Here is a 24,918-nt window from a genome sequence, read left to right on the forward strand (position 1 = left end):
TTAGGTACGTTAGCATGATGCTAGGCTAGCAACTGCTAGCCCTGTCTCATTATGCTTTCTTGGCTTTCTCTAACGCTTCTTCGATAGAACCAACCATGTAGAAGGCTTGCTCTGGAAGGTGATCGTACTCACCGTCTAGGATGCCTTTAAAGCCACTGATTGTGTCTTTAAGCGATACATATTTACCAGGTGCACCAGTAAATACTTCTGCTACGAAGAACGGCTGAGATAGGAAACGCTGAATCTTACGAGCACGTGATACCACTTGCTTGTCTTCTTCAGATAGTTCGTCCATACCTAGGATCGCGATGATGTCTTTCAGCTCTTTATAGCGCTGAAGAACAGTCTGTACGCCACGTGCTACGTCATAGTGCTCTTGACCAATTACTAGTGGGTCTAGCTGACGAGACGTTGAATCTAGTGGGTCTACCGCAGGGTAGATACCAAGAGACGCGATATCACGAGAAAGTACTACCGTTGCATCCAAGTGAGCAAAGGTTGTCGCTGGAGATGGGTCAGTCAAGTCATCCGCAGGTACGTATACCGCTTGGATTGAAGTGATTGAACCTGTCTTCGTTGACGTAATACGTTCCTGAAGTACACCCATCTCTTCTGCAAGAGTAGGCTGATAACCTACCGCAGATGGCATACGACCTAGAAGTGCTGATACCTCAGTACCTGCTAGGGTATAACGATAGATGTTATCTACGAAGAATAGTACGTCACGACCTTCGTCACGGAACTTCTCAGCCATTGTTAGACCAGTAAGTGCAACACGTAGACGGTTGCCTGGTGGCTCGTTCATCTGACCGTATACAAGCGATACTTTATCAAGTACGTTTGATTCGTTCATTTCATGGTAGAAATCGTTACCCTCACGAGTACGCTCACCAACACCAGCGAATACTGAGAAACCGCTGTGCTCGATTGCGATGTTACGGATAAGTTCCATCATGTTTACGGTTTTACCTACACCCGCACCACCGAATAGACCAACTTTACCACCCTTAGCGAATGGACAAACCAAGTCGATTACTTTGATACCAGTTTCTAGTAGTTCTACCGAGCTAGACTGATCTTCGTAGCTAGGCGCTTCACGGTGAATAGACATACGCTCTTCTTCACCAATTGGGCCCGCTTCGTCGATTGGGTTACCCAATACGTCCATGATACGACCTAGTGTCTTCGTACCAACTGGAACCATGATTGGGTTTCCGGTGTTCTCTACTGTAAGACCACGTTTTAGTCCGTCAGTAGTACCTAGTGCGATGCCACGAACAACACCGCCACCTAATTGCTGTTGCACTTCCAGGGTTAGACCTGATAAGTCACCTTCGGTAACTTGTAGTGCGTCATAAACTCTTGGAACCGCATCTTGTGGAAACTCAATGTCCACAACGGCGCCAATGATTTGGACGACCTTACCTTGACTCATAATTTGTCCTCGTTATCTCTTTTAAACCTTTGCCTACACCGCTGCGGCACCGCCAACAATCTCACTAATTTCTTGAGTGATTGCGGCCTGACGCGCTTTGTTATATACCAGTTGTAACTCATCGATAAGGTTACCGGCATTGTCGGTTGCTGCCTTCATGGCAACCATTCGCGCAGCTTGCTCTGACGCTGCGTTTTCTACAACACCCTGATACACCTGAGACTCAATGTAACGTACCATTAATGCTTCCAAAATCTCTTTTGGATCTGGCTCGTAAATGTAGTCCCAACGATGTTGATATTCTTCGTCTTCCGACTTTGGCAAAGGCAATAACTGATTGATCACAGGTGTCTGTGTCATGGTGTTAACGAAGTCATTGAATACCAAGAATACTCGGTCTAATTTTCCTTCGTCGTACGCATTAAGCATTACACGTACAACACCTACTACATCGCTTACCGACGGCTTGTCACCTAAACCAGATTCAGCGGCTAACAATGAGCCACCAAAACGGTTAAAGAAACCGCACGCCTTAGAGCCTAATGCAGCAAAATCTACTTCCACACCCTGGTCGCGCCATTTCTTCACGTCCTGAGTTACTAGCTTAAATTCGTTGGTGTTCAAACCACCACATAAGCCTCGGTCAGTAGATATCACAATATAACCAACACGCTTGACTTCACGCTCTTCCAAATAAGGGTGGCGATACTCAAGGTTACCGTTAGCAATGTGACCAATCACTTTTAGCATGTTTTGTGCGTATGGACGACCAGAGGCCATGCGTTCTTGCGCCTTTTTCATTTTAGACGCAGCAACCATTTCCATCGCACTGGTAATCTTCTGAGTATTCTTGATACTCCCAATCTTACCTTTTATCTCTTTACCGCTGGCCATGACTATCTCTCCGATTACTCAACGAAATGCGCTGGTGGTTAAACACCAGCACCATTGATTACCAAGTTTGTGTCGCTTTAAAGTTAGTTAAAGCGTCGCTCAACTTGCCGGCAATCTCATCGTTGTAGTTACCTGATTCGTTGATAGTCTTCATCAGCTCAGCATGTTCACTGTTCATGTATGAGTGAAGAGCAGCTTCAAAATCTAGGATTTTTGGAAGCTCGATGTCCTTAAGGAACCCTTTCTCTACTGCGAACAGAGAAACACCCATGTCAGCGATAGATAGTGGAGCGTACTGCTTCTGCTTCATTAGCTCAGTTACGCGCTCACCGTGTTCTAGCTGTTCACGAGTTGCATCATCAAGGTCAGAAGCGAACTGCGAGAACGCCGCAAGTTCACGATACTGAGCAAGGGCTAGACGGATACCGCCACCCAACTTCTTGATGATTTTAGTTTGTGCAGCACCACCAACACGCGATACCGAGATACCAGCGTTAACCGCTGGACGGATACCTGCGTTGAACAAGTCAGTTTCTAGGAAGATCTGACCGTCAGTAATTGAGATTACGTTAGTAGGTACGAATGCTGATACGTCACCTGCTTGCGTTTCGATAATTGGAAGCGCAGTAAGTGAACCAGTTTGACCTTTAACTTCACCGTTAGTGTAACGCTCAACGTATTGCTCGTTTACACGTGCAGCACGCTCTAGTAGACGCGAGTGAAGATAGAATACGTCACCTGGGTAAGCTTCACGGCCCGGTGGACGCTTAAGTAGTAGTGAGATTTGACGGTAAGCAACAGCTTGCTTTGACAAATCATCATATACGATTAGCGCATCTTCACCGCGGTCACGGAAGTATTCACCCATAGTACAACCAGAGTAAGGCGCTAGGTATTGAAGCGCTGCAGACTCAGAAGCAGAAGCAGCGACCACGATAGTGTGCTCAAGCGCACCGTGCTCTTCTAGCTTACGTACTACGTTAGCAATAGTAGATGCTTTCTGACCAACCGCTACGTACACACACTTAACGCCTGTACCTTTTTGGTTGATGATTGCATCAACTGCCATTGCTGTTTTACCACACTGACGGTCACCGATGATAAGCTCACGCTGACCACGACCAACTGGGATCATAGCGTCAACTGACTTATAACCAGTTTGGATTGGTTGGTCTACTGATTGACGTTCGATTACACCAGGTGCAATTTTTTCAACCGGCTCAAAGCCAGCCGCGTCGATCGCACCTTTACCATCGATAGGCTCACCAAGTGTGTTTACAACACGACCTAGTAGTGCTGTACCAACTGGTACTTCAAGGATACGACCTGTAGATTGTACTTTTACGCCTTCTTGTAGGTCAGCGTATGGGCCCATTACAACCGCACCAACTGAGTCTCGCTCAAGGTTTAGTGCAATTGCGTAGCGGCTTCCAGGAAGCTCGATCATTTCACCTTGCATTACATCTGCAAGGCCATGAATGCGGATAATACCGTCAGTTACTGCGACGATAGTACCTTCATTGCGTGCTTCACTGGTTACATTGAACTGTTCAATTCTTTTCTTGATCAGTTCAGCAATTTCAGTGGAATTAAGTTGCATGCTCTTATCCCCGTTATGCTTGCAACGCGTCTGCTAGACGGTTCAATTTCGACTTTACGGAACCATCAATTACTGTATCGCCGGCTTTAATAACCATTCCAGCGATAAGGGCAGGGTCCACGTTACAATTAAGCTTCACTTTACGTGCCAAACGTTTTTCCAAAGATGCAACCAACTCACTTTGTTGTGCATCTGTCAGCGTTGATGCTGAGGTTACGTCCACTTCTACTTCTTTGTCGTACTCTGCTTTAAACGCATCGAACAAAGTAGAAATTTCAGGCAACGCGGCTAAACGTTTATTCTCAGCCAATACCTTCACAAGGTTTTGGCCGTGTTCGTCGAGTTGCTCACCACAAACATTGTTAAAAATGTCGGCAAGCGTGTCAGCGGCAACCGCACCAGACAAAAGCTGGTGCATGTCATCGTTCGCTGCTACAGCGCCTGCAAAGGCTAGCATTTCTTGCCATTTTGCAACGGCGTCTTTCTCGACAGCAAAATCGAAAGCAGCTTTAGCATAAGGACGAGCAACGGTTGTCAATTCAGACATGGCTCATCTCCCTATTAAAGCTCAGCGACAAGTTTTTCAACAATGTCGTTTTGTGCGTTTGCATCGATTTCACGTTGTAAGATTTGCTGTGCGCCAGCTACTGCAAGTGCAGAAACCTGCTTGCGCAAATCTTCTTTGGCACGATTGCGTTCAGCTTCAATCTCGGCATAACCAGAAGCGATAATTTTTTCGCGTTCCGCATGGCCTTTTTGCGTTTCTTCGTCAACCAATTGGTTGGCACGCTTTTTAGCCTGCTCGATAATTTCAGCTGCTTGCGCTTTCGCATCTTTCAATTGCTCAGTAGCTTTCGCTTGAGCAAGCTCTAGGTCTTTCTCTGCACGCTCAGAAGCTTCAAGCCCATCGGCAATTTTCTTCTGACGTTCTTCAATCGCTGCCATTAGTGGAGGCCATACATATTTCATGCAGAACACCACGAACACAGCGAAGGCGATTAATTGACCAATAAAAGTGGCGTTAAAATTCACAATCGCCCCTCCTCTTAAAGTTCGCTAAAAAAGTGTTTAGTAAAATTAGGCACCAACAGCGAACAATAGGTATAGAGCGATACCAACACCGATCATCGCGATGGCGTCGATAAGACCCGCTACGATGAACATTTTAACTTGTAGTTGAGGTGCTAGTTCAGGTTGACGAGCAGCAGATTCAAGGAATTTACCACCTAGTAGACCGAAACCAATAGCGGTACCAAGGGCACCAAGACCAATCAGTAGTGCAACAGCGATGTATAACATTTACGTCTCCGATTTAAGTTAAATTTAAAGTTAATGTTTAAAAGTCAAACTCTGTAATAAACGGTGTCGACAACAGCGTTAACCGACACCAGTTAATGCTTAGTGGTCTTCACACGCCAGGCTTAAGTACACGATAGTTAGCATCATGAAAATAAACGCTTGAAGCGGAAGTACCAGAATATGGAACACAGCCCACATAAAGTGCAGTGGAAGCTGGAAATAACCAATGGTAGCAATCAGGATAAAGATTAGCTCACTGGCGTATAAGTTACCGAACAAACGCAGTGCTAGTGAAAGCGGACGTGCAAGTAACGTAACGGTTTCAAGAATGAAGTTCACCGGAATGAAAACAGGGTGACCAAAAGGTTGCATCGTTAGCTCTTTAGCGAAGCCACCAATACCCTTCATCTTGATTGAATAGAATAGGATAAGAATAAACACGCCTGAAGCCAGCGCAAACGTTAGGTTAAGGTCAGTAGTCGGTACCGCCTTGTTGTAAACGTCATGTGGATCCATACCAAAAGCAGCTTGACCTATTAGACCAGACACCCATGGAATTAAATCAACTGGCACAAGATCCATCAGGTTCATCAGCAATACCCATACGAAGATGGTCAGCGCTAATGGCGCAATGAGCGCGCTTTTACCGTGGAAGGTGCTTTTCACGTTGTCATCAACAAATTCAACAACTAGCTCAACAAACGCCTGCATTTTACCAGGTACGCCTGTTGTTGCTTTTGACGCAACGCTTCTAAAGATGATTAAGAAAAGAAGACCAAGACCGATAGACCATGCCAGTGTATCAACATGCCATGCCCAAAAACCGGCGTCAGAACACGCTTTGTTAAAAGCAATTCCGTTGTCAGTTGAGCACATGGTGGCATTGGTCAAGTGGTGCTTGATGTATTCTGAGGTAGTGTATTCAGATGCCATTGTTTAACCCAAGTTGTAAAGTGTAAAAATTTGGTGACTGGTTTGTTTGCTTCAAACGGTCGTTATTCTTTTCGTTTTTGCGGCTGTCGCCGTCTTTATTCTTTCGTACCGTAATGAAACATCGCTAACCCATGGCTAGCAGTTGTAATCACAAACGCCATAAATATTTCAAGTGGCGTGGCACTTAAGCCTTTAAACGCAATTACAAATAAAATGATTGTCAGTGCCAGCTTCAATTTTGAGCCTTGGCTAAAACTACGTGCAACAAGGTCGTTTTTACTTGCTCCGGCATACCGAAATGCGAACAACATAAAAACAATATTTGGCAGAATGCTTATCAATGCTCCTGCGGCGGCTGACATGGCAGAATGACTTCCCGATGCAGCGCCTGCGATTGTGGTGACGATAAGGGCAGTAATTGCCTGAAAAAGTAGCCCTTTTTTGGCGAGGTCTTTGCCTCGTTTTGCTAGCTTGTTCGTCACTTTTTCTCGCCGCTTGTTCACGTCTTACAAAAAGCGTCAGAAGTATACTGTTTTACCGACAATTTTCAACAGTACAACGCTTTTTGAAAGTTATTATGAAAATTTTCTGTTGCTATAACCGGAAAGGAGAGTGCACGCTTTTTTTGCTGCATGCACCATCGTTAGCGGATAGGTTCTGCTAATAACTCTGTAATTCAATTTTTAACTTATTGTATTTTAGAGATAATTCCATCTAATTGTTCTAAATCACTAAAGCTTATAGTGAGCTTACCTTTGCCTTTCGCATTGTGATCAATGCTTACTGGTGCACCTAAATTTTCTGAAAGTCGTGTCATAAGGTTTTCAACGTCAGGATCAACTTTCTTCTCAGGCTTCGGTTTTGCAGGCTCAAGTAGCTTTTTCACCAGCTTTTCAGTGTCGCGTACTGTTAACCCTTTACCCGACACAACTTGTGCAGCGTCAGATTGAGTTTCACCATCAAGGGCTAATAATGCGCGTGCATGGCCCATTTCAATGTCGCCATGCTCCACTAAAAGCTTAACGTCTTCGTTGAGATTATTGAGTCGCAGTAAGTTCGTTACGGTTGTACGTGACTTGCCAACCGCTTCGGCGACTTCTTGATGAGTAAGCGCGAATTCGTTCATTAAACGGTCTAACGCCTGCGCTTCTTCCATTGCGTTTAAATCTTCACGCTGAATATTTTCAATTAGCGCAATCGCAACAGCAGCTTCGTCGGGAACGTTTTTGATGATGCATGGTACTTCATCTAGCTGTGCAAGCTGAGATGCACGCCAGCGACGTTCACCGGCAATAATTTCGAATCGATGTTCATCGACTTTTCGCACCACAATAGGTTGGATAACGCCTTGCGCACGAATGGAAGAAGCTAATTCTTCTAACGCTTCGGGAGACATGTCTTTACGAGGTTGGTATTTCCCCGGCACTAAAAACTCAATAGGAAGCTTGCTTAACTCTCCGTTGGTTTGTACAACCTCGGCGCTATCTTGTTCGCGTTGAGCTGATGATTGGCTGGTTGCAAGTAGCGCATCTAAGCCGCGACCAAGGCCTCTTTTACGTGCTGACATAGTGTCCTCTATGGCATGTGCTGATATGTTTCAGCTTTTTAAGATTTAACTGGCTTTTGCCTGTGCAGGCGAAGATTTATCCCGACGACGCAATATTTCGCCAGCCAATGCTAAGTACGCTTTCGCGCCCGTTGATGACTTGTCGTAGTACATCGCTGGCGTACCAAAACTTGGCGCTTCCGCAAGGCGAACATTACGTGGGATAACCGTACGGTAAACTTGCTCACCAAAATGGCGTTTTAATTGTTCAGAAACGTCGTTAGCTAGGCGATTTCGCGGGTCGTACATAGTACGCAATACGCCTTCAATCTTCAATTCAGGATTCACCACTGACGCTAATTTTTGAATGGTGTCCATCAGTGCTGTTAACCCTTCCAGCGCGTAGTATTCGCACTGCATCGGCACCATGACAGAATCGGCTGCAGCAAGAGCGTTCACGGTAAGTTGGTTAAGCGAAGGCGGGCAGTCTATAAAAATAAAATCGTAGTAATCCATCACGGGCTTCAACGCATTGCGAAGGCGTACTTCACGGGCAAACATTTCCATCAGCTTAATTTCAGCTGCGGTTACATCGCCGTTTGCCGCAATAAGGTCGTATTTTCCGCTTGTCGCTTTAACGATAACGTCGTTAATAGGCTTTTCTTCAATCAGTAATTCGAACGCGGTTGCATCAACATCGTATTTGTCTACGCCGCTACCCATCGTTGCATTGCCCTGAGGGTCAAGATCGATAAGCAATACTTTGCGCTTAGTTGCTGCCATTGAGGCTGCAACATTCACTGCAGTCGTCGTTTTGCCAACACCACCTTTTTGATTCGCGATTGCGATTACCTTTGCCACGTTAGATCCTGTTATTTCTTTTTCAGCCAAACGAGATGTCTTTCACCTACAAGATTTGGCACAGTGAGGTTTTCCGTTTTACTCACATGAAAGTGATCACTCACTTCATCTATCTCATCTTGAGGAAACTGACCTTTAAGCGCCAAAAACTGACCTTCTGAATCTACCAGATGCGCGCACCAGTGCAACATATCTTTTAGTGATGCGAAAGCGCGACTAAGTACAATATCGTACGGGCGCTCGCCATGATGCTCTTCCACACGGCTCTGTACAGGGGTTACATTGGTAAGTTTCAATGTGTGCACGCACTGTGTCATAAATCGAACGCGTTTACCTAATGAATCGAGAAGCGTAAATGATTTGTCTGGGAATGCTATGGCTAGCGGCATTCCCGGAAGTCCGGGACCCGTGCCAACATCAATGATGTTATCGCCAGAAAGGTGCGGCACAATGGCCAAAGAATCGAGAATATGTTTTACCATCATTTGCTTTGGATCGCGCACCGAGGTTAGGTTGTATGCTTTATTCCACTTATCAATCATTACCACGTAGTTAACCAACTGCTGTTGCTGTATGTCACTTAGTTCAAGTGAGAGGGCATCAAGGCCCGAGGTTAATATGGCGTGCAATTCTTGTTGTATGCTCATTGATAAGTCTTTCTTTTCTAGATGATATTTAACGCATTTCTTTGCGTACGGGCGCACTTGCAAGATTTACTTGTCGAATATTTGGATTTGCGAATACAGGCTTCTCCAAGATCTTTGTAATGATACGCTAAGATCTCGGAAAAGCTAAGTGCTTGTGATGGTTGCCGGCGTTAAGTGCGTGTTTTACGCACTGATTTTTTCCTGCTTGCGCAACATGCCGTGTTTTTTCAAGTAAACCAGAAGCAGAGAAATTGCGGCCGGTGTTATTCCCGATATACGAGAAGCCTTGCCAATGGTCTCAGGTCGCGCTTCCGTAAGCTTCGCAATTACCTCATTCGACAGGCCTGATATTTTGCTAAAGTCCATATCAACAGGTAACAACGTATTTTCATGGCGCTGTGTTTTGGCAATCTCGTCCATTTGACGCGCTATATATCCGGCGTACTTAATTTGAATTTCAACTTGCTCTGCTGCGATCGGATCTTCTAATCCCGGACCCACGCTTTCAATTTCCATAAGCTGCGAATATGTCATTTCTGGACGACGAATTAATTCCTCTAGGGAATGTTCGCGGCTTACAGGGTTTTTAAGCATAGTGTTTAGTTCAGGGGTCGCCGCGTGGTCTGGATGGATCCATTGACCTCGTAAGCGTTGAAGCTCACTTTCTACGGCTTCCATCTTGTCGTTGAACTTTGCCCAACGCGCATCATCAACCAAACCAATTTCACGGCCCATTGCCGTTAGGCGGCTGTCGGCATTGTCTTCACGCAGTAACAAGCGGTATTCTGCACGGCTTGTAAACATACGATATGGCTCTTTGGTACCCATGGTAGCCAAATCGTCAATAAGTACGCCCACATACGCTTGGTCACGACGAAGAATTAATGGATCTTTTTGCTGAACTTGTAGAGCTGCATTTGCACCGGCCACCAAACCTTGTGCGCCAGCCTCTTCATAGCCCGTAGTTCCGTTGATTTGCCCAGCAAAAAACAACCCTTCAATGAATTTTGTTTCCAGCGTTTGCTTTAAATCGCGAGGATCAAAGAAATCATACTCAATGGCATAACCAGGGCGCACTATGTGCGCATTTTCAAAACCTTTTATTGAACGCACTAAGTTCATTTGCACATCAAAAGGCAAACTTGTAGAGATCCCATTTGGATACACCTCAATGCTATTAAGGCCTTCAGGCTCAACAAAAATTTGGTGCGACGTTTTATCAGCAAAACGCGTGATCTTATCTTCAATGCTGGGGCAGTAACGCGGGCCAATACCCTCAATAACACCAGTAAACATAGGAGAACGATCCAGACCACCGCGAATAATATCATGGGTTTTTTCATTCGTATGCGTGATGTAGCAAGGAATTTGCGTCGGATGCATTTCACGGTTCCCCATGAAAGAAAACACTGGTGTGGGATTGTCACCAGGCTGTGGCTGCATCACAGAAAAATCTAATGAACGGGCATCTAATCGAGCAGGTGTTCCGGTTTTCAAACGATCAACGCGAAAAGGCAGTGCGCGAAGTCTATCAGCAAGCGCGATAGAAGGCGGATCGCCTGCACGCCCGCCTTTGTAGTTCTCTAAACCGATATGAATAGTGCCACCAAGGAATGTACCCACCGTTAGTACTACGGTTTTGGCCTTAAATTTCAGGCCCATTTGCGTTACAACACCGCAAACACGGTCATTCTCAACGATGATATCATCAACACTTTGTTGGAATAACGTCAGGTTTTCTTGGTTTTCAACAATATCTTTAATTGCGTTTTTATAAAGTGTTCTATCGGCTTGCGCTCTCGTAGCACGAACGGCTGGTCCTTTGCTTGAGTTAAGTGTTCTAAACTGAATACCGCCTTTATCGGTGGCAAGTGCCATTGCACCACCTAATGCATCGATCTCTTTAACAAGGTGCCCTTTACCGATCCCACCAATAGCAGGGTTACAAGACATTTGCCCAATAGTTTCAATATTGTGAGTGAGCAGTAGTGTATTTGCTCCCATGCGCGCAGCCGCCAGTGCAGCCTCTGTACCTGCATGTCCACCACCTACTACGATGACATCATATGCTTCAGCATAAAACATGGATAACCTCACTTAAAACCAATACTCACTTAAAAACCGATGCGTGTTTAACTGTTCAAAACTCGATGTAAACTAAAACGCTTCAATCAGACTGTGCTGAAAAAAGGGCGCGTATTTTATCTGACTTATTGGACAAATAAAATGATTAAATTTTCCTCAAATGAGGTTTGTTGAAAAGTGTGATCGAGAAATAAGATCTTAAGATCTCTTTTAGATCTGTTTATTTTTACTTTTATTAGGATCATCAAGATCTGTGGGTAACCGATCAAAGCGCATTAAGATCATCAAGTTACGCGATCAATAACATTGGGAAACACCGATCCATAACCCCCCTTCAAACTTGTGCATAAACCCCCTTTTTATCCACACCCCGATTTCTGTGAAAAGTTATTCTTTTTTCGATCAAAGCTTATGCACAGTGGTTTGTAGGATCCTATCCACAGGCGTGATCAAGATGTGATCCAGTTGGGGATAAAATGTTTGCTAATTATGTATTGCGATCAGAAGATCCTGTAGGAATAAGCTTTCTAACTCGATCTTGTTGTGGAGAAGATCTTTTCGAAAGCCTGTGATTAGATCGCGTGATCGTGTTTTTATCAAACGATCACATTCTGTAATTTGTTGGAAAATTTTTTTCATTTATCAGCGTTAACATCATTTTTTTATATGAATAGTATCGGTTATTCCGCAGTCAGCGATGAAAACAGTGTCGTGACTGACTAACAAAATACCGCCTTTGTATTCTTTTATCGCATGAGCAAGTACTGTCTTCGCGTCGATATCAAGATGGTTATCTGGTTCATCCAATAATAAAAAAGGGCGCTGCCTTTGATTGCTCACCACCAGCATAGCCAATACCATTTTTTGTCCGCCGCTTAACGTTGCAACAGATTGATTAGCCATATCGTTTCTAAGACCGGCGCTGGCCAATAGCGTTCTAGCATGACTTAATGACAAGATAGGGCATTGCTCGACGAGGTAATCCACAACTGTTTTTTGAGTGTTAAGTAAGCAAAAGTGCTGGTCGAGGTATGCGGTAACAGTGTTCAAAGTTAGCTTTCCAGTTTGTGGTGGTAAGCTACCGCAAAGGGTTTTTAATAACGTAGATTTTCCGCTGCCATTAGTACCAGTTACGTGAAGTTTCTGGTTTGCATTTATATTAAGAGAAAGCGGTTTCTGAGACCCAAATTTAAGTACAACGTTGTCACACGAAAAAGCCGTTTTATTAGTTATTTTGGTTGTATCAGTACCATGCGCGTCTAGATAAAACCGTAAGGGTTTGTTGGTAAGCGAGTGACTTGAATATTCCTTTGAAATTTGGCGTGTTTGTTTATTGATGAGTGTGGCTCGTGCCCGTTCGTTTTTGCTTCTTGCTGAAGCCGCTTTTGTAGCACTATCGCGTTTTTTATCTAATAAGACTTTTGCTTGGCTTCCATCTTTACGTTGCTTGTTGCCGGCGCTTGCTCTTTGCTGTGCTTTTTCGTAATTATGTTGCGCCTGTTTTTCTAAATGCTTTGTTTGTTGCATCAATACACCAAGCTTTCTTTTCAAAGCCTCATGTTGTGCCGTTTTTTGCGTAATGTAAGCGTTATAATTTCCACCGAAAATATGCAGTGTTTGATCAGCAACTTCCCATATTTCTTCCATGTCATTTAATAGCATTCGATCGTGGCTTACTAGCACTATAGTACCCTCGTATTTATTCATTTTATCTGCAAGCCACTGTTTACCTTGTAGATCTAGGTGGTTCGAAGGTTCATCCAAAATTAATAACGCATGCCTGTTTTCAAAAAGGGTCATCAATTTAAGCTTGTTATACTCACCACCGCTTAGTTTGCTTACGGGCATGGTAGGATCTTCAGGCAAGTTAATAGCACGTAGCTTAGCTACAACATCATGATGCGTGTTCCAATTATCACCAATGACGTCGAAAAGTGCGGGTTCGCAGTGTCCTAATGCCACTCTATTAAGCGCAGTTAATACTTCACTAACACCTAAAAGTTCAGCAATAGTTTCTGATTGAGATGCTAAGAAACGGTCAGATATTTGTGAAAAATAGCCGATGTTAGATGTACGTTGTACAAAGCCTTGTGTAGGCGATATGTCACCGCGAAATAAAGCTGATAGTACCGATTTCCCAGCACCATTTTTGCCCACAATGCCTGTGCGTCTTTGGGTTAGGTTGACGGTAAGATTTTTAAACAGTGTGCGACCGTCATCAAATTCATAAGTGAGTTGTTGTGTAGAAAGTAAAGGCATAGGTTGCTCCCGTTTGACAGGGGCAAGCGCATTGAAAGCCTAACTGATGTTATTCGTGTCACCTGTGCGTGATGTGTAAAGCTGTAATGGCCTAGCTTTAACCGCTAGGCTCAATTCCGCGTAGCGTAAAATTCAGTACCCAAGGCCAATACAAATCAGTATAGGGATAATGAAAAAGCGATTGGCGGTACACGCGTGACTAGCGATTGTATGTAATTGCTATGTAATTACAGACACAAGCACAAAAGAGGCATTGATAGTGCGCCTACTAACCCTGTAGATCGAAAAAAGATAAAAGTGTGATCTGCAGGTATTAGTTGTTCATGTTGGCGCAAACTCCAAGAAGTGAATGGCCATAAAGTAATCAAATAAAAGAAAGGCGTCAAGTCAGACGCCTTTATCTCATGTTTTTCCGAAGAAATTAACGTACTTGGTTCGGCTGGTACCTGGGCTGTGTTGTAGAGCTTTGCATATCTTCTTGCTCAATGGTTAGCCCTTCTCGACGACTAGGACCTTGAAAGCGTACTTTGTATGTATCGTATTCTTTGATAGATTCAAAACAATAGCGACCAAGTGCATTCTCAAGCTCAGCAAGGTTATGATTAGTAATTAAAATACAGTTTTTCTTGTTAACCAAACGCTGTCGTAACAAATTACCAAACCAGCTTTGAGCGTTTTTCTTAAGTGCTGATTCGTTAACGCATACTTCATCTAAAATAAGGAGATCTACCTCCAGTAATTCCTGGTGTATTTCTCTAAAACGCTGGCTAGCATTGTCTGTTGCTGCAAAGTCGTAAGAAAAGTTTCGCATTTCTAGTAACGATGATAACTGACGATATAAAACTGTTATTTCGTATTGCTCTATCAACTGATGAGCAATAGCGCCTGCAATGTGAGATTTGCCGCGCCCATAATCACCGTAGAACAGCATCATATGCGAGCCACTCTGGCGCCACGCAGGGTCATCGTGAGCTGCGATAAAAGATTGCGCAATAGATACTGCTTCAATTACATCGTCGCTGTCTTCAACAAGATTAGCAAAGGTCCATTTAGGGTTTAGATCAGAACGTCCATGAATAGCTTCTACACGCGCTTTCTTGCTGCGCTGCTGTAGTTGCGATACTTCTTCATTGGCTTTTGCTTCGTATTGCTTACGGAGGGTTTTATAGTCGATGTATTCATCACCGGGATCGACGTTCTTTTTAAGTGCTTTTGCTAAATTGGCAATTTTGTCTGTTATACGATCCATAATGGTTTAACTCTTCTTTGACGAGGCGTACTTTTCCACCAGCTTTCTAGCATTATCATCTGCTTCAATGCCCGCTGCAACTTTCACTTGTTGTGTTCCCACCATTTTTGTAGGTGTTGAACCAAAACCCGCTGCCAGCCTTTTTCGCTTGATGTTATTGGCAAATTTTTGGGTCCATTGAAACTCACTGAACACTGAACTTGGTCGTCCAAGCCAATAGGCAATAAATTCGCCTATATCGTTATCATCATACGTTTTATCTATGATGCCAAGTAACGATGCCATTTCTTCAAAAAGTGCTTTATTTGGCTGCCAAGACGCCGACATTGCGCTATGTCGTTGGTGAAGCTGTTCAAAATCTGATGCTGGCGCTGACATCAATGGTAGTAGTAGCGTTTGGCCATTAATGGTGTGCTCAAGGTCAAGATTCACCGGAATGGCGACTAAACCCACTTGCTCAAGCTGCTTTAACAGGCTGTTAATTTGGCGCCCACGCTGAAATGAGGTCTCTTTGTTGTCACCATTAAGCAGCGATAACAGCTGCTTATAATCGATAGGGGAGGATGATGTTGTTGCACTATTAGCGCCTACGCGCAGTCCAAGCAAATACAACACGCGACATTCATTTGATAATGGCGATTGTAGTGCTGCAATTTCTGCTTGAGTAAGCGCATCTGTCATAACGAATTAGCCTGCCAACTGGGCATCAAACCATTCAACCGCGGCGTCTTCAGGAATTGGATGTTCCAACACATCAATGTAAAGAGCCTCAGCAACAAGCTTTCCGCCATTGTCAGTAATGTGTTTTTCCATTTCTTTTGCGCCAAAACAGAACGTGTCGTAGCTGGTGTCGCCTAGTCCAATAACATAAGCGTTAACGCTGGATAAATCGCTTTGTGTAAGCTGCTTAGCAAACGGTTGAATGTTATCTGGTAACTCGCCTGCACCATGTGTAGATGTGCACACAATCCATGGTGAGTCTGTTTTTATATCATCAAGGTTAGGCTCTGTGTGAATAGTGTGGGTGTGACCGTTAGCGTCTAGTCTTTCTGCAATGGCGTCTGCAACATATTCAGATGCACCTAACATTGTGCCAACGATAATCTCAAAATGCTTACTCATGAAATACGACTTCTTATTGTTATTTACCAATACAAAACGAGGAAAAAATCTTTCCAAGTAGATCATCAGAGGTGAACTCACCTGTGATTTCACACAACGCCTGATGCGCTAAACGTAACTCTTCTGCTAACAGTTCGCCCGCCATGGCATCATGCAACTGTTGTTCGCCTGTGCTTACAAAATTAAAGGCTTGATCAAGCGCGTCGATATGACGTCGTCTTGCAATAAACTGGCCTTCAGTAGTGGTATCAAAGCCCATAGTTTTAGCAAGGTGTGCCTTAAGCGTATTAACACCGTCGCCTTGCTTAGCTGATAAGTTTATTACTGAAATATCGCCGTGCTGTGTGCTTACACTACTTTGGCCAATATCTAATGTACTTAAATCGGCTTTATTGCGCACAACGGTTACCGGAATGCCTTTTGGCAAGCGGTCCATAAATTCAGGCCAGATATCGTAAGGGTTAATGACACTGGTTGCGGTAGAGTCGACAACAAACAGCACATGGTCGGCTTCGTTTATGGCTTGCCATGCGCGTTCAATACCAATTTGCTCTACTTTATCAGGGCTTTCTCGTAAGCCAGCGGTGTCAATAATATGCACCGGCATACCGTCAATGTGAATATGCTCTTTCAGTACATCTCGTGTGGTGCCCGCTATGTCGGTTACAATTGCGCTGTCTCTGCCTGCAAGCGCATTCAGCAAGCTTGATTTACCTGCATTAGGTCTTCCTGCAATCACCACCTGCATACCTTCGCGCAATAGCGTTCCTTGTTTTGCTTGTTCACGAACTTTAGTCAAGCTTTGCATGATTTCGCTTAGGTCACCTGACACTTTTCCGTCTGAAAGAAAGTCTATTTCTTCTTCTGGGAAATCAATAGCTGCTTCAACATACATGCGCAAATGTATTATTTGGTCGGAAAGCGTTTGAATTTGTGTGGAAAACTCTCCCTGCAAAGATCGTAGCGCGCTTCGCGCTGCCTGTTGCGAGCTTGCATCAATTAAATCGGCAATGGCTTCAGCTTGCGCAAGGTCTAGCTTGTCGTTAAGAAAAGCCTGTTCACTAAACTCACCTGGATTAGCCAAGCGGGCGTGGCCTGTAGATAACACGGCATCAATCAGCATATCCATAACAACTTGGCCACCGTGACCTTGCAGCTCAAGCACGTCTTCACCGGTAAAGGAATTTGGGCCTTTGAAAAAAAGCGCAATGCCTTGGTCGATAACCGTATTATTGCTATCTACAAACGGTGTATAGGTTGCTAATCGCGGTGTGAGCGAGCAGGGCACCAATGCCTCGGCAATGGCTTTGGCTTTTGGGCCTGATACGCGAACAATGCCCACACCGCCACGACCTGGTGCCGTAGCTTGTGCGGTAATGGTGTCAGTGGAAAGGGAGAGTGAATCCATAGTTAGTCGCGGAAGTTTTTAAATTGAAACGGTTGACCTAAATTAGACTCTTTTACCAAAGAGATGACTTGCTGAAGGTCGTCACGCTTTTTACCTGTTACGCGAAGTTCTTCGCCTTGTATTGCTGTTTGCACTTTAATTTTGGCGTCTTTCACAAGCTTCACAATTTTCTTCGCGGTAGGTTGTTCAATACCCTCTTTAAACGCAATAGTTTGACGGTATGTTTTGCCATGTGCGTCATAGGGTTTTACATCCATTGATGATGTATCTACGTTACGTTTAGACATGGCAGTACGGAACATACTTTCCATTTGTTGAAGTTGAAATTCAGCTTCAGCTTTCATTACAACGGTTTTGTCTTTGTATTCAAAACTAGCGTCTATTCCGCGAAAATCGAAACGCGTAGACAATTCACGGCTAGCATTTTCAGTGGCGTTACGCACTTCTTCCATGTTGATTTCAGAAACAATATCAAATGATGGCACAGGTATAATCCTCGTAAGACAAAACAGCCCGCTTAGGCGGGCTGTAAAATAAGTAATCAGCGCTTATTTAGCGTTGATGCCCCGCTTCTCCATTGAAGCATAAATCATCTTGGCTTGTATTAGTGTAATTACGTTACTTACTAGCCAGTATAGTACTAGACCTGCAGGGAACCACAGGAAGAATACGCTCATTGCTACCGGCATCCACTGCATAATTTTTTGCTGCATAGGGTCGGTAATGGTAGTTGGCTGCAGTTTCTGCAGAAGATACATACTGGCGCCTGTTAGAATAGGAAGCACGAAGTATGGATCTTTAACCGATAAGTCGGTGATCCAAAGCGCAAAGTCAGCGTGACGTAGCTCTACACTTTCCATTAGCACCCAATAAAGCGCAAGGAAAATTGGCATTTGAAGTAGTAACGGTAAGCAACCACCCATTGGGTTTACTTTTTCTTTGCGATAAAGCTCCATCATAGCTTGAGACATTTTTTGTCTATCATCACCAAAACGGTCTTTTAGCTGCTGCATTTTAGGAGCAAGGTTACGCATGCGCGCCATTGACTCGTACTGCTTCTTCGTTAGCCAGTACATTGCACCTTTAACCACAACCGTAATTAGAATGATGGCCACACCCCAGTTGTTCACAAGGCTGTGTAGGAAAGTAAGCAATGCGAACAGCGACTGTGAGATCCACCACAAAATGCCGTAATCTACAGTTAGGTCTAAACCGCGCGCAATTTTAGCTAGCTTTTCTTGGTCTTTAGGACCCATGTAAAGCGTAGAGGCAATAGTTTTGGTTTCACCAGCATTAATGCTTTCTGAAGGTGATAGCACACCAATAACCGCATACTGGTTTTTCAAATTACGTGAATAAACCGTATTAGTCTGTTCTTGTGAAGGAACCCATGCAGACACGAAGTAGTGTTCAAGCATCCCAACCCAGCCTGCTTTGGTGGTTTCTCGCAGGTTCTCATCTTCAATTTCATCAAAAGAGTACTTCTGATATTTGTCATCTTCAGTTGAGAACGCTGCGCCACGGTATGTCGGCATAAACATGTTGCTGTCGTCTTCAAACTGCATCACTTGTTTAAGCTGTGCATATGGCTGAACGGTAGCTGTGTTTGTGCTGCCATTATTCACCGTATAGCTTACGTTTACGTCGTAACGGTCTTTGCTAAACGTGAAGGTTTTGGTAATAGACAGGCCTTGATTGTTTTTCCAGGTAAGTGGAACAACTAACGTATCGCCAGACATTTCGTAAAACGTATTTTCTGCAGTGTAAACTGGACGGCCGCTGCTGCTCGCATCTGGGCCTTGGGCCCCAATCAAACCACTTTGTGCAACGTATAAACCGTTACCTGAGCGCAAAAGGCTGTAAGGTATATCTGAGCCTTGCTCTACTGGGAATTTTAAAAGGTCAGCAGAGATTACGTCGCCACCAAGAAGGTCGATGCGTAAATCCAGTGTATCGGTTTTTACTTCAATAATACGCTGAGTGTTTGTCGCAGACGCCATAGGTTGTGCTGCAGGCATACTGTCGCTACTCGGCACATCTTCATTGTTTGTATCATTAAATGACGGCACACCTTGAGGTGCTTCTTGCGACTGTTCTTGCACAACAGGCGTAACAGGCTGTGGCCCATATTCTTTTTGCCATTGTTGCCAAAGCAAAAAGCTAACTAGCGCGAGGCCAATTATCAGAAAACTACGTTGCGATTCCATAGAGGTCTCTTTATTTTGAGTGTTTATCTTGTTGTTTTTCCGGTACTGGATCGTATCCACCGGCATGCAAAGGGTGGCATTTTAATATGCGTTTAATAGATAACCAACCGCCATTTACCAATCCATGTGTTTTTAATGCGTCTATAGCATACCAAGAACAAGAAGGATGGAAACGACAACGTTGTCCTAAAAGCGGTGAAATAAACCACTGGTAACCTTTAATAAAGATTAAAGGAACAATAATTAGGATTTGTTGCAGCGTTTGTTTAACTTTTTCCATAGCTTATCCAATGTTGCAAAAACTTCTTGGTTGCTAAGGTTATCTGCACCAGATTTACCAATGACGATAATATCAACGTTGGGTAAGTTATGCTGCTTATGCCTGAAACTTTCTCTGACTAATCGTTTTAAACGGTTTCTGTCGTGTGCTTTGCGAATACGTTTTTTGGCAAGCGTTATGCCCAAACGTGGAGATGCAAGAGAATTGTGTCGAGCTAAGATAGTAAAAGAGGGAGATACTGCTGGAGTTGCGTTATCAAACACATAGGTAAAGTGGGAGGGAGTTAACAGACGTAACTCCCTAGAAAACGTATTCTCGCCCACTTTGGCGTCTTTCTAATTAAGCTGAAAGACGAGCGCGGCCTTTTGCACGGCGAGCTGCTAGTACTTTACGACCATTTTTAGTCGCCATACGAGCACGAAAACCGTGAGAACGCTTGCGCTTAAGATTGCTCGGTTGAAATGTTCTTTTCATGACCAAAGTCTCACTTATATTTAGTTAAACATAGGCGTTTTTGGTAACACAAAGCACTGTTGCCAGAACATTGTGGTGTTTTCACCAGAAAAGCCCATCGAAAAAGGACGCTGAATTCTAGAGATCTCGGGGCCTGCTGTCAATGGATATTCTGCCTTTTTGGACGAATAAGTGAACAAATTTTGCTGTTTTTTAATCAAATCAATTCACAAGGTTTGAAAGAAGCTGTGAATAACGCATCTAAAACACTGATGTTATCCACAGTAATTTGTGAAAAACAATCACTGTAGCTAAAAAAGCAAGGTGATCTACCTGATTTATTAGTCTAATTTGCTTGAATATCTTGGCTTGTTAGTGCGTATTGATCTAAAACTAAATTTCAACAAATTCAATGGTATAAAAAAATGATCGTTCAGATCAGCCAAGATCGCCATTTACATTCTGTTGATAACGTAAGATAATCCACAGCGAATACAACGATAACTATTATCTCGCAGTTACCCAACATTCCCTACGCTGTTTTCATACATAGCGCGTTTTCTGCCTCCTTATTATCTACTTCATTAAAGTAGATGGGCGTCTTGTTGGCTTTTCTAGCGAGTTACGGGAGCTAACAACGTACCATGTCACTATGGAACCAATGCCTTGAAAGGCTGCGCCAAGAATTACCAACGCAGCAATTTAGTATGTGGATACGTCCGCTTGTTTGTGAGGAACAAGATGGTTTTGTTGCGCTCTATGCACCTAATCGATTTGTACTTGACTGGGTAAGAGATAAATACCTTAACAACATCACGTTGCTGCTGCGCGAATTTGCAGGTGCCGATGCACCCCAGTTACGACTTGAAGTGATGAGCCGTCAAAGCATTAATCGCACGCCAAGCAATGTGCCTTCACAGCAGGTCTCAAGTCGTAGCCCACTGAGCGCCGGTGCGTCAGGCCAGGATATTCCTTCATCACAACCATCACAATTTAATCAGTCTGGTTTTAACACTTCTGTTGATAGTGCTCGTGCTGATAATGCTCGTCACATAACTGGTGATGTGCAGAAGGGGGAAGATAGAAAAGCGGATAACGCTGAGCCTTCTAGTCCACGTAATCTAAATACACCTATGCAGTCTTCTGGCCAGCAGTCTTTAAACAGTGACACGTTTGCTGAACAAAGCAATGCACAGAATAATGCCTATCTCGCCCAGCAATATGGGAATAATCAGGGGCGTGCGACCACGCCGCCGAAGGTCATTCCTATTCCTGAAGCAATGAAGCACAAAAGCAATATAAACCCCACTTATCAGTTCGACAATTTCGTTGAAGGTAAGTCGAACCAACTAGCTCGTGCAGCTGCAACACAAGTTGCTAATAACCCTGGTGGTTCATATAACCCGCTGTTTATTTATGGTGGTACGGGTTTAGGTAAAACGCACTTATTGCATGCCGTAGGTAATGGCATTGTTGCGAACAATGGCGATGCTAAAATTGTGTACATGCACTCAGAACGCTTTGTACAAGATATGGTAAAAGCGCTCCAAAACAACGCCATTGAAGACTTCAAACGTTTCTATAGAAGTGTAGATGCGCTTCTTATTGATGATATTCAATTCTTTGCGAATAAAGAGCGCTCGCAAGAAGAGTTTTTCCATACGTTTAATGCGCTGCTAGAAGGTAATCAGCAGATCATTCTTACGTCAGATCGCTATCCTAAAGAGATCGACGGTGTTGAGGATCGCTTGAAGTCGCGTTTTGGTTGGGGGCTAACCATTGCGATCGAGCCTCCAGAACTTGAAACGCGTGTTGCCATTCTTATGCGTAAAGCAGCAGAAAACCGCATTCACTTACCAAATGAAGTAGCGTTCTTTATAGCTAAACGCCTTCGCTCAAATGTTCGTGAGTTAGAAGGGGCGTTAAACCGTGTAATTGCAAACGCGAATTTCACTGGCCGACCTATTACCATCGATTTTGTACGTGAAGCACTTCGTGATTTGCTAGCGTTGCAAGAAAAGCTGGTAACCGTTGATAATATTCAGAAAACGGTAGCAGATTATTATAAGATTAAAGTAGCTGATATTTTATCGAAACGAAGAAGTAGAAGCGTTGCTAGACCTCGTCAGGTGGCAATGGCATTAGCGAAGGAGCTAACGAACCACAGCTTACCTGAATTAGGTAATGCGTTTGGTGGCCGCGACCACACAACGGTTTTGCACGCTTGTCGAAAAATAGAGCAGCTAAGAGAAGAAAGTCATGATATAAAAGAGGACTATAAGAACCTCATTAGGACTTTATCTTCCTAACCAAACGACCCTAGAGGCGAGATAGCACTGCGATGAAATTTTCTATAAGCCGCGAACAGTTTTTACAACCTTTACAACTTGTGTCTGGTGCGGTTGAACGCCGACACACTTTGCCTATTCTGTCTAACGTACTTATCAAAGTAAGTGAAGACGCACTATGGCTTACAGGTACAGACTTAGAGGTTGAGCTTATCTCTAGCGTAAAGCTAGAAGGCGAATTCACTGAGGGCGAAATAACGGTTCCTGCCAAAAAGCTTTTTGATATTATTCGTGGCATTTCTGAAGGTACGGATATTCATTTTTCATTAGATGGAAGTAAGGCGTTAATTCGTGCGGGCCGTGGTCGTTATACGCTTTCTACGTTATCTGCGAACGATTATCCTAATCTTGAAGATTGGGAAGGCGAAGTTGAGTTCGAGCTTACATGCAGCGATTTAAAGCGCTTGATAGATTCAACCAGCTTTTCAATGGCTCAACAAGATGTGCGTTATTACCTAAACGGTATGTCGCTTGAAACTGAAGAAAATGTAATTCGTACAGTTGCAACAGATGGTCACCGTCTTGCACTATGCCGATTAAACTATGAAACAGCACTTCCAGCTCGCCAGGTTATCATTCCTCGTAAAGGTGTGTTGGAAATCTCGCGTTTAATTAGTGAGGATGATAAATCGTTAAAGGTACAAATTGGTGCTAATCACCTACGTATCTTCTCAAACGACTTTATTTTTACCTCTAAGCTAGTAGACGGTCGCTTCCCTGACTATCGACGAGTTCTGCCGCAAAACGGCGATAAAGAAATTGTGGCAAGTAAAGCAGTATTGAAAGATGCATTTTCTCGTGCCGCTATCTTATCGAATGAAAAGTTCCGTGGCGTTCGTTTGAATCTTTCTTCAGGCGAGCTAAAGATTACTGCTAACAACCCTGAGCAAGAAGAAGCGGAAGAAATTGTTGATGTGCAATATCAGGGTGATGATCTTGAAATAGGGTTTAACGTTGCCTACCTTATCGATGTTCTTAACTCTTTATGCTCTGATAGTGTAAAAGTAAGTTTGTCTGATTCTAACGCCAGTGCGCTAATTGAAGATGACGCTGACGACTCAGCGCTATACGTTATTATGCCTATGCGCCTGTAGGTGCATCACTCGATAGTGTTGTAGCGTATTTTGTATTTTAATTTTTTATCAGAAAGAGCGATGTATGCAACGGTGCTACATCGCTCTTTTGTTTTTAGTATATTGTCATGAAGCTGAACAACGTACAGATTACTCAGTTTCGTAATCTCTCTTCTGTCTCATTCTCACCATCTACGTCGCTTACCATTATCAGAGGTGTTAACGGTAGTGGTAAGTCATCGCTTATTGAAGCGTTACATTATCTGGGTTTTGGACGGTCTTTTCGAACAAGTAAACATACGTCGGTAATTCAACACGACAAAAATGATTTTAGTGTATTCGCGTCATGTACTGACGAGGAAGGGGAAGCATTAAAACTTGGTTTTATGCGAAGCCGAAATGATTCCTTTACTTGCAGTATTAATGGAGAAAGGTCTAAGAAGTTATCTGACTTGGTAAGCTTAGTACCTATCCAACTTTTTACTCCACAAAGTACAGACTTAATAATTGGCTCTCCATCTGAGAGAAGAAGGTTTTGCGATTGGGGATTGTTTCACGTGAAACATCAGTTTCAATTACTCTCCAATCAGTACGCCAAATTCCTAAAACATCGCAATGCCTTACTAAAGCAGTATGCAAATCTTGATGCATCAGAGAATCAGTATTGGGAAACCCAGTTCGCAGAGTTAGGGGAAGCCTTAACCGCTATGCGACAAGAATACGTTGAATTACTTAAACCAGTCTTTAAGTATTACGCAAATGAATTTCTTCCAACCTTTGATGTTGAATTGAGTTACTATAAAGGATGGGAAAAAGATGTCTGTTTATCAGAAAGCCTAGTTAAAAAGCGCGAGTATGATGGTAAAATAGGACATACTTCTTCTGGGCCCCATAAGGCTGATTTACGCCTTAAAGTGAATGGTGTTAATGCCCAGGAGCTTTTATCTAGGGGACAGCTTAGAATGGCAGTAGCGGCGTTACAGATGTCGCAAACTAAGTTGTTTAACTCGGTCACACAGCGCAAAAGTATTTTCTTACTTGACGATGTGGGCGCCGAGCTTGACGCTGATAAAAGAGAACAATTTATAGATGGGTTGCTTGAAATGGATACTCAGGTTTTCGTTACTGCAATAGAATCTTCGCAACTCGGCTTTATAGAAAAATATAACGAAAAGAAAATGTTTCACGTGGAACATGGAAGCGTGAAAGAGGAGTAAAA

At 43.7% G+C, this 24,918-nt stretch carries 25 protein-coding genes; 3 read left to right on the plus strand and 22 right to left on the minus strand.

Annotated elements, in window-relative coordinates:
* Nucleotides 1-49 precede the first annotated feature (49 nt).
* The 22 genes from atpD to rpmH all read right to left on the minus strand — a co-directional run bounded on the left by atpD (nt 50) and on the right by rpmH (nt 20,299).
* On the minus strand, nt 50-1,435 hold the full coding sequence (gene atpD, locus ACGHAV_RS04215; protein WP_334014106.1) for a F0F1 ATP synthase subunit beta: 1,386 nt from the start codon (nt 1,433-1,435) through the stop codon (nt 50-52).
* A 33-nt stretch (nt 1,436-1,468) separates the two neighbouring features.
* The gene (atpG, locus tag ACGHAV_RS04220; protein ID WP_390376838.1) at nt 1,469-2,329 is read right to left on the minus strand and encodes a F0F1 ATP synthase subunit gamma; all 861 of its coding nucleotides are present in this window, start codon (nt 2,327-2,329) and stop codon (nt 1,469-1,471) included.
* Nucleotides 2,330-2,387: 58 nt separating this feature from the next.
* Nucleotides 2,388-3,929 carry a F0F1 ATP synthase subunit alpha gene (gene atpA, locus ACGHAV_RS04225; protein WP_334014108.1) on the minus strand — a complete coding sequence of 514 codons (1,542 nt, stop codon included), beginning with the start codon at nt 3,927-3,929 and terminating at the stop codon, nt 2,388-2,390.
* Between the two features lie 13 nt (nt 3,930-3,942).
* Nucleotides 3,943-4,476: a F0F1 ATP synthase subunit delta gene (gene atpH / locus ACGHAV_RS04230; RefSeq protein ID WP_390376841.1), complete on the minus strand. Its 534-nt coding sequence runs from the start codon at nt 4,474-4,476 to the stop codon at nt 3,943-3,945.
* Nucleotides 4,477-4,490: 14 nt separating this feature from the next.
* Nucleotides 4,491-4,961, minus strand: a complete 471-nt coding sequence (atpF, locus tag ACGHAV_RS04235; RefSeq protein WP_014951452.1) for a F0F1 ATP synthase subunit B — start codon at nt 4,959-4,961, stop codon at nt 4,491-4,493.
* A gap of 45 nt (nt 4,962-5,006) precedes the next feature.
* Nucleotides 5,007-5,228 (minus strand): F0F1 ATP synthase subunit C, encoded by a 222-nt coding sequence (gene atpE / locus ACGHAV_RS04240; protein ID WP_012520222.1) that lies wholly within the window; start codon nt 5,226-5,228, stop codon nt 5,007-5,009.
* A gap of 99 nt (nt 5,229-5,327) precedes the next feature.
* Entirely contained in the window at nt 5,328-6,161 is an 834-nt protein-coding gene (gene atpB, locus ACGHAV_RS04245) for a F0F1 ATP synthase subunit A (RefSeq protein ID WP_390376848.1), read from the minus strand.
* A gap of 95 nt (nt 6,162-6,256) precedes the next feature.
* Nucleotides 6,257-6,643, minus strand: a complete 387-nt coding sequence (locus tag ACGHAV_RS04250; RefSeq protein WP_390376851.1) for an ATP synthase subunit I — start codon at nt 6,641-6,643, stop codon at nt 6,257-6,259.
* 206 nt (nt 6,644-6,849) lie between these two features.
* Entirely contained in the window at nt 6,850-7,728 is an 879-nt protein-coding gene (locus ACGHAV_RS04255) for a ParB/RepB/Spo0J family partition protein (protein WP_334014113.1), read from the minus strand.
* Nucleotides 7,729-7,773: 45 nt separating this feature from the next.
* Entirely contained in the window at nt 7,774-8,568 is a 795-nt protein-coding gene (locus tag ACGHAV_RS04260) for a ParA family protein (RefSeq protein ID WP_334014114.1), read from the minus strand.
* A gap of 11 nt (nt 8,569-8,579) precedes the next feature.
* Entirely contained in the window at nt 8,580-9,215 is a 636-nt protein-coding gene (gene rsmG, locus ACGHAV_RS04265) for a 16S rRNA (guanine(527)-N(7))-methyltransferase RsmG (protein ID WP_334014115.1), read from the minus strand.
* A 183-nt stretch (nt 9,216-9,398) separates the two neighbouring features.
* Nucleotides 9,399-11,300 (minus strand): tRNA uridine-5-carboxymethylaminomethyl(34) synthesis enzyme MnmG, encoded by a 1,902-nt coding sequence (mnmG, locus tag ACGHAV_RS04270; RefSeq protein ID WP_390376856.1) that lies wholly within the window; start codon nt 11,298-11,300, stop codon nt 9,399-9,401.
* A gap of 654 nt (nt 11,301-11,954) precedes the next feature.
* The gene (locus ACGHAV_RS04275; RefSeq protein ID WP_390376859.1) at nt 11,955-13,559 is read right to left on the minus strand and encodes an ABC-F family ATP-binding cassette domain-containing protein; all 1,605 of its coding nucleotides are present in this window, start codon (nt 13,557-13,559) and stop codon (nt 11,955-11,957) included.
* Nucleotides 13,560-13,980: 421 nt separating this feature from the next.
* A complete protein-coding gene (locus ACGHAV_RS04280) occupies nt 13,981-14,808 on the minus strand; it encodes a DnaA ATPase domain-containing protein (protein WP_390376862.1) in 828 nt (275 codons plus the stop codon).
* A 6-nt stretch (nt 14,809-14,814) separates the two neighbouring features.
* Entirely contained in the window at nt 14,815-15,489 is a 675-nt protein-coding gene (locus tag ACGHAV_RS04285) for a DnaT-like ssDNA-binding domain-containing protein (RefSeq protein WP_390376865.1), read from the minus strand.
* Nucleotides 15,490-15,495: 6 nt separating this feature from the next.
* Entirely contained in the window at nt 15,496-15,930 is a 435-nt protein-coding gene (gene mioC, locus ACGHAV_RS04290) for an FMN-binding protein MioC (protein WP_390376867.1), read from the minus strand.
* 19 nt (nt 15,931-15,949) lie between these two features.
* The gene (gene mnmE, locus ACGHAV_RS04295; protein ID WP_390376870.1) at nt 15,950-17,338 is read right to left on the minus strand and encodes a tRNA uridine-5-carboxymethylaminomethyl(34) synthesis GTPase MnmE; all 1,389 of its coding nucleotides are present in this window, start codon (nt 17,336-17,338) and stop codon (nt 15,950-15,952) included.
* A 2-nt stretch (nt 17,339-17,340) separates the two neighbouring features.
* Complete coding sequence (locus tag ACGHAV_RS04300; protein WP_334014123.1) at nt 17,341-17,823, minus strand: YajQ family cyclic di-GMP-binding protein; 483 nt, start codon at nt 17,821-17,823, stop codon at nt 17,341-17,343.
* Between the two features lie 63 nt (nt 17,824-17,886).
* Nucleotides 17,887-19,545 carry a membrane protein insertase YidC gene (gene yidC / locus ACGHAV_RS04305; RefSeq protein ID WP_390376882.1) on the minus strand — a complete coding sequence of 553 codons (1,659 nt, stop codon included), beginning with the start codon at nt 19,543-19,545 and terminating at the stop codon, nt 17,887-17,889.
* A gap of 10 nt (nt 19,546-19,555) precedes the next feature.
* The gene (gene yidD, locus ACGHAV_RS04310; RefSeq protein ID WP_390376885.1) at nt 19,556-19,825 is read right to left on the minus strand and encodes a membrane protein insertion efficiency factor YidD; all 270 of its coding nucleotides are present in this window, start codon (nt 19,823-19,825) and stop codon (nt 19,556-19,558) included.
* Nucleotides 19,789-20,148, minus strand: coding sequence for a ribonuclease P protein component (gene rnpA, locus ACGHAV_RS04315; protein WP_390376888.1), 360 nt, complete (start codon nt 20,146-20,148; stop codon nt 19,789-19,791). The genes yidD and rnpA overlap by 37 nt, the downstream gene beginning before the upstream one ends.
* A 16-nt stretch (nt 20,149-20,164) precedes the next feature.
* Nucleotides 20,165-20,299, minus strand: coding sequence for a 50S ribosomal protein L34 (gene rpmH, locus ACGHAV_RS04320; RefSeq protein WP_014290886.1), 135 nt, complete (start codon nt 20,297-20,299; stop codon nt 20,165-20,167).
* 623 nt (nt 20,300-20,922) lie between these two features.
* On the opposite strand from rpmH, the gene dnaA reads away from it, so the two are divergent.
* From dnaA to recF, 3 genes are all read left to right on the plus strand, one after another.
* The gene (dnaA, locus tag ACGHAV_RS04325) at nt 20,923-22,587 is read left to right on the plus strand and encodes a chromosomal replication initiator protein DnaA (protein ID WP_390376893.1); all 1,665 of its coding nucleotides are present in this window, start codon (nt 20,923-20,925) and stop codon (nt 22,585-22,587) included.
* A 32-nt stretch (nt 22,588-22,619) separates the two neighbouring features.
* Complete coding sequence (gene dnaN, locus ACGHAV_RS04330) at nt 22,620-23,720, plus strand: DNA polymerase III subunit beta (protein ID WP_390376896.1); 1,101 nt, start codon at nt 22,620-22,622, stop codon at nt 23,718-23,720.
* Between the two features lie 107 nt (nt 23,721-23,827).
* Nucleotides 23,828-24,916 (plus strand): DNA replication/repair protein RecF, encoded by a 1,089-nt coding sequence (gene recF / locus ACGHAV_RS04335; RefSeq protein ID WP_390376899.1) that lies wholly within the window; start codon nt 23,828-23,830, stop codon nt 24,914-24,916.
* Nucleotides 24,917-24,918 lie beyond the last annotated feature (2 nt).

The sequence above is a fragment of the Alteromonas sp. MTD1 genome, from assembly GCF_042848195.1.
Classification (GTDB): Bacteria; Pseudomonadota; Gammaproteobacteria; order Enterobacterales; family Alteromonadaceae; genus Alteromonas.

Coding starts and splice junctions, on each gene's coding strand:
- ACGHAV_RS04285 (WP_390376865.1), bottom strand. CDS start 15,489: ATGACAGATGCGCTTACTCAAGCAGAAATTGCAGCACTACAATCGCCA.
- mioC (WP_390376867.1), bottom strand. CDS start 15,930: ATGAGTAAGCATTTTGAGATTATCGTTGGCACAATGTTAGGTGCATCT.
- dnaN (WP_390376896.1), top strand. CDS start 22,620: ATGAAATTTTCTATAAGCCGCGAACAGTTTTTACAACCTTTACAACTT.
- mnmE (WP_390376870.1), bottom strand. CDS start 17,338: ATGGATTCACTCTCCCTTTCCACTGACACCATTACCGCACAAGCTACG.
- yidC (WP_390376882.1), bottom strand. CDS start 19,545: ATGGAATCGCAACGTAGTTTTCTGATAATTGGCCTCGCGCTAGTTAGC.
- atpE (WP_012520222.1), bottom strand. CDS start 5,228: ATGTTATACATCGCTGTTGCACTACTGATTGGTCTTGGTGCCCTTGGT.
- rpmH (WP_014290886.1), bottom strand. CDS start 20,299: ATGAAAAGAACATTTCAACCGAGCAATCTTAAGCGCAAGCGTTCTCAC.
- atpB (WP_390376848.1), bottom strand. CDS start 6,161: ATGGCATCTGAATACACTACCTCAGAATACATCAAGCACCACTTGACC.
- mnmG (WP_390376856.1), bottom strand. CDS start 11,300: ATGTTTTATGCTGAAGCATATGATGTCATCGTAGTAGGTGGTGGACAT.
- atpH (WP_390376841.1), bottom strand. CDS start 4,476: ATGTCTGAATTGACAACCGTTGCTCGTCCTTATGCTAAAGCTGCTTTC.
- rsmG (WP_334014115.1), bottom strand. CDS start 9,215: ATGAGCATACAACAAGAATTGCACGCCATATTAACCTCGGGCCTTGAT.
- recF (WP_390376899.1), top strand. CDS start 23,828: ATGAAGCTGAACAACGTACAGATTACTCAGTTTCGTAATCTCTCTTCT.
- dnaA (WP_390376893.1), top strand. CDS start 20,923: ATGTCACTATGGAACCAATGCCTTGAAAGGCTGCGCCAAGAATTACCA.
- ACGHAV_RS04280 (WP_390376862.1), bottom strand. CDS start 14,808: ATGGATCGTATAACAGACAAAATTGCCAATTTAGCAAAAGCACTTAAA.
- yidD (WP_390376885.1), bottom strand. CDS start 19,825: ATGGAAAAAGTTAAACAAACGCTGCAACAAATCCTAATTATTGTTCCT.
- atpA (WP_334014108.1), bottom strand. CDS start 3,929: ATGCAACTTAATTCCACTGAAATTGCTGAACTGATCAAGAAAAGAATT.
- ACGHAV_RS04255 (WP_334014113.1), bottom strand. CDS start 7,728: ATGTCAGCACGTAAAAGAGGCCTTGGTCGCGGCTTAGATGCGCTACTT.
- atpG (WP_390376838.1), bottom strand. CDS start 2,329: ATGGCCAGCGGTAAAGAGATAAAAGGTAAGATTGGGAGTATCAAGAAT.
- atpD (WP_334014106.1), bottom strand. CDS start 1,435: ATGAGTCAAGGTAAGGTCGTCCAAATCATTGGCGCCGTTGTGGACATT.
- ACGHAV_RS04275 (WP_390376859.1), bottom strand. CDS start 13,559: ATGCCTTTACTTTCTACACAACAACTCACTTATGAATTTGATGACGGT.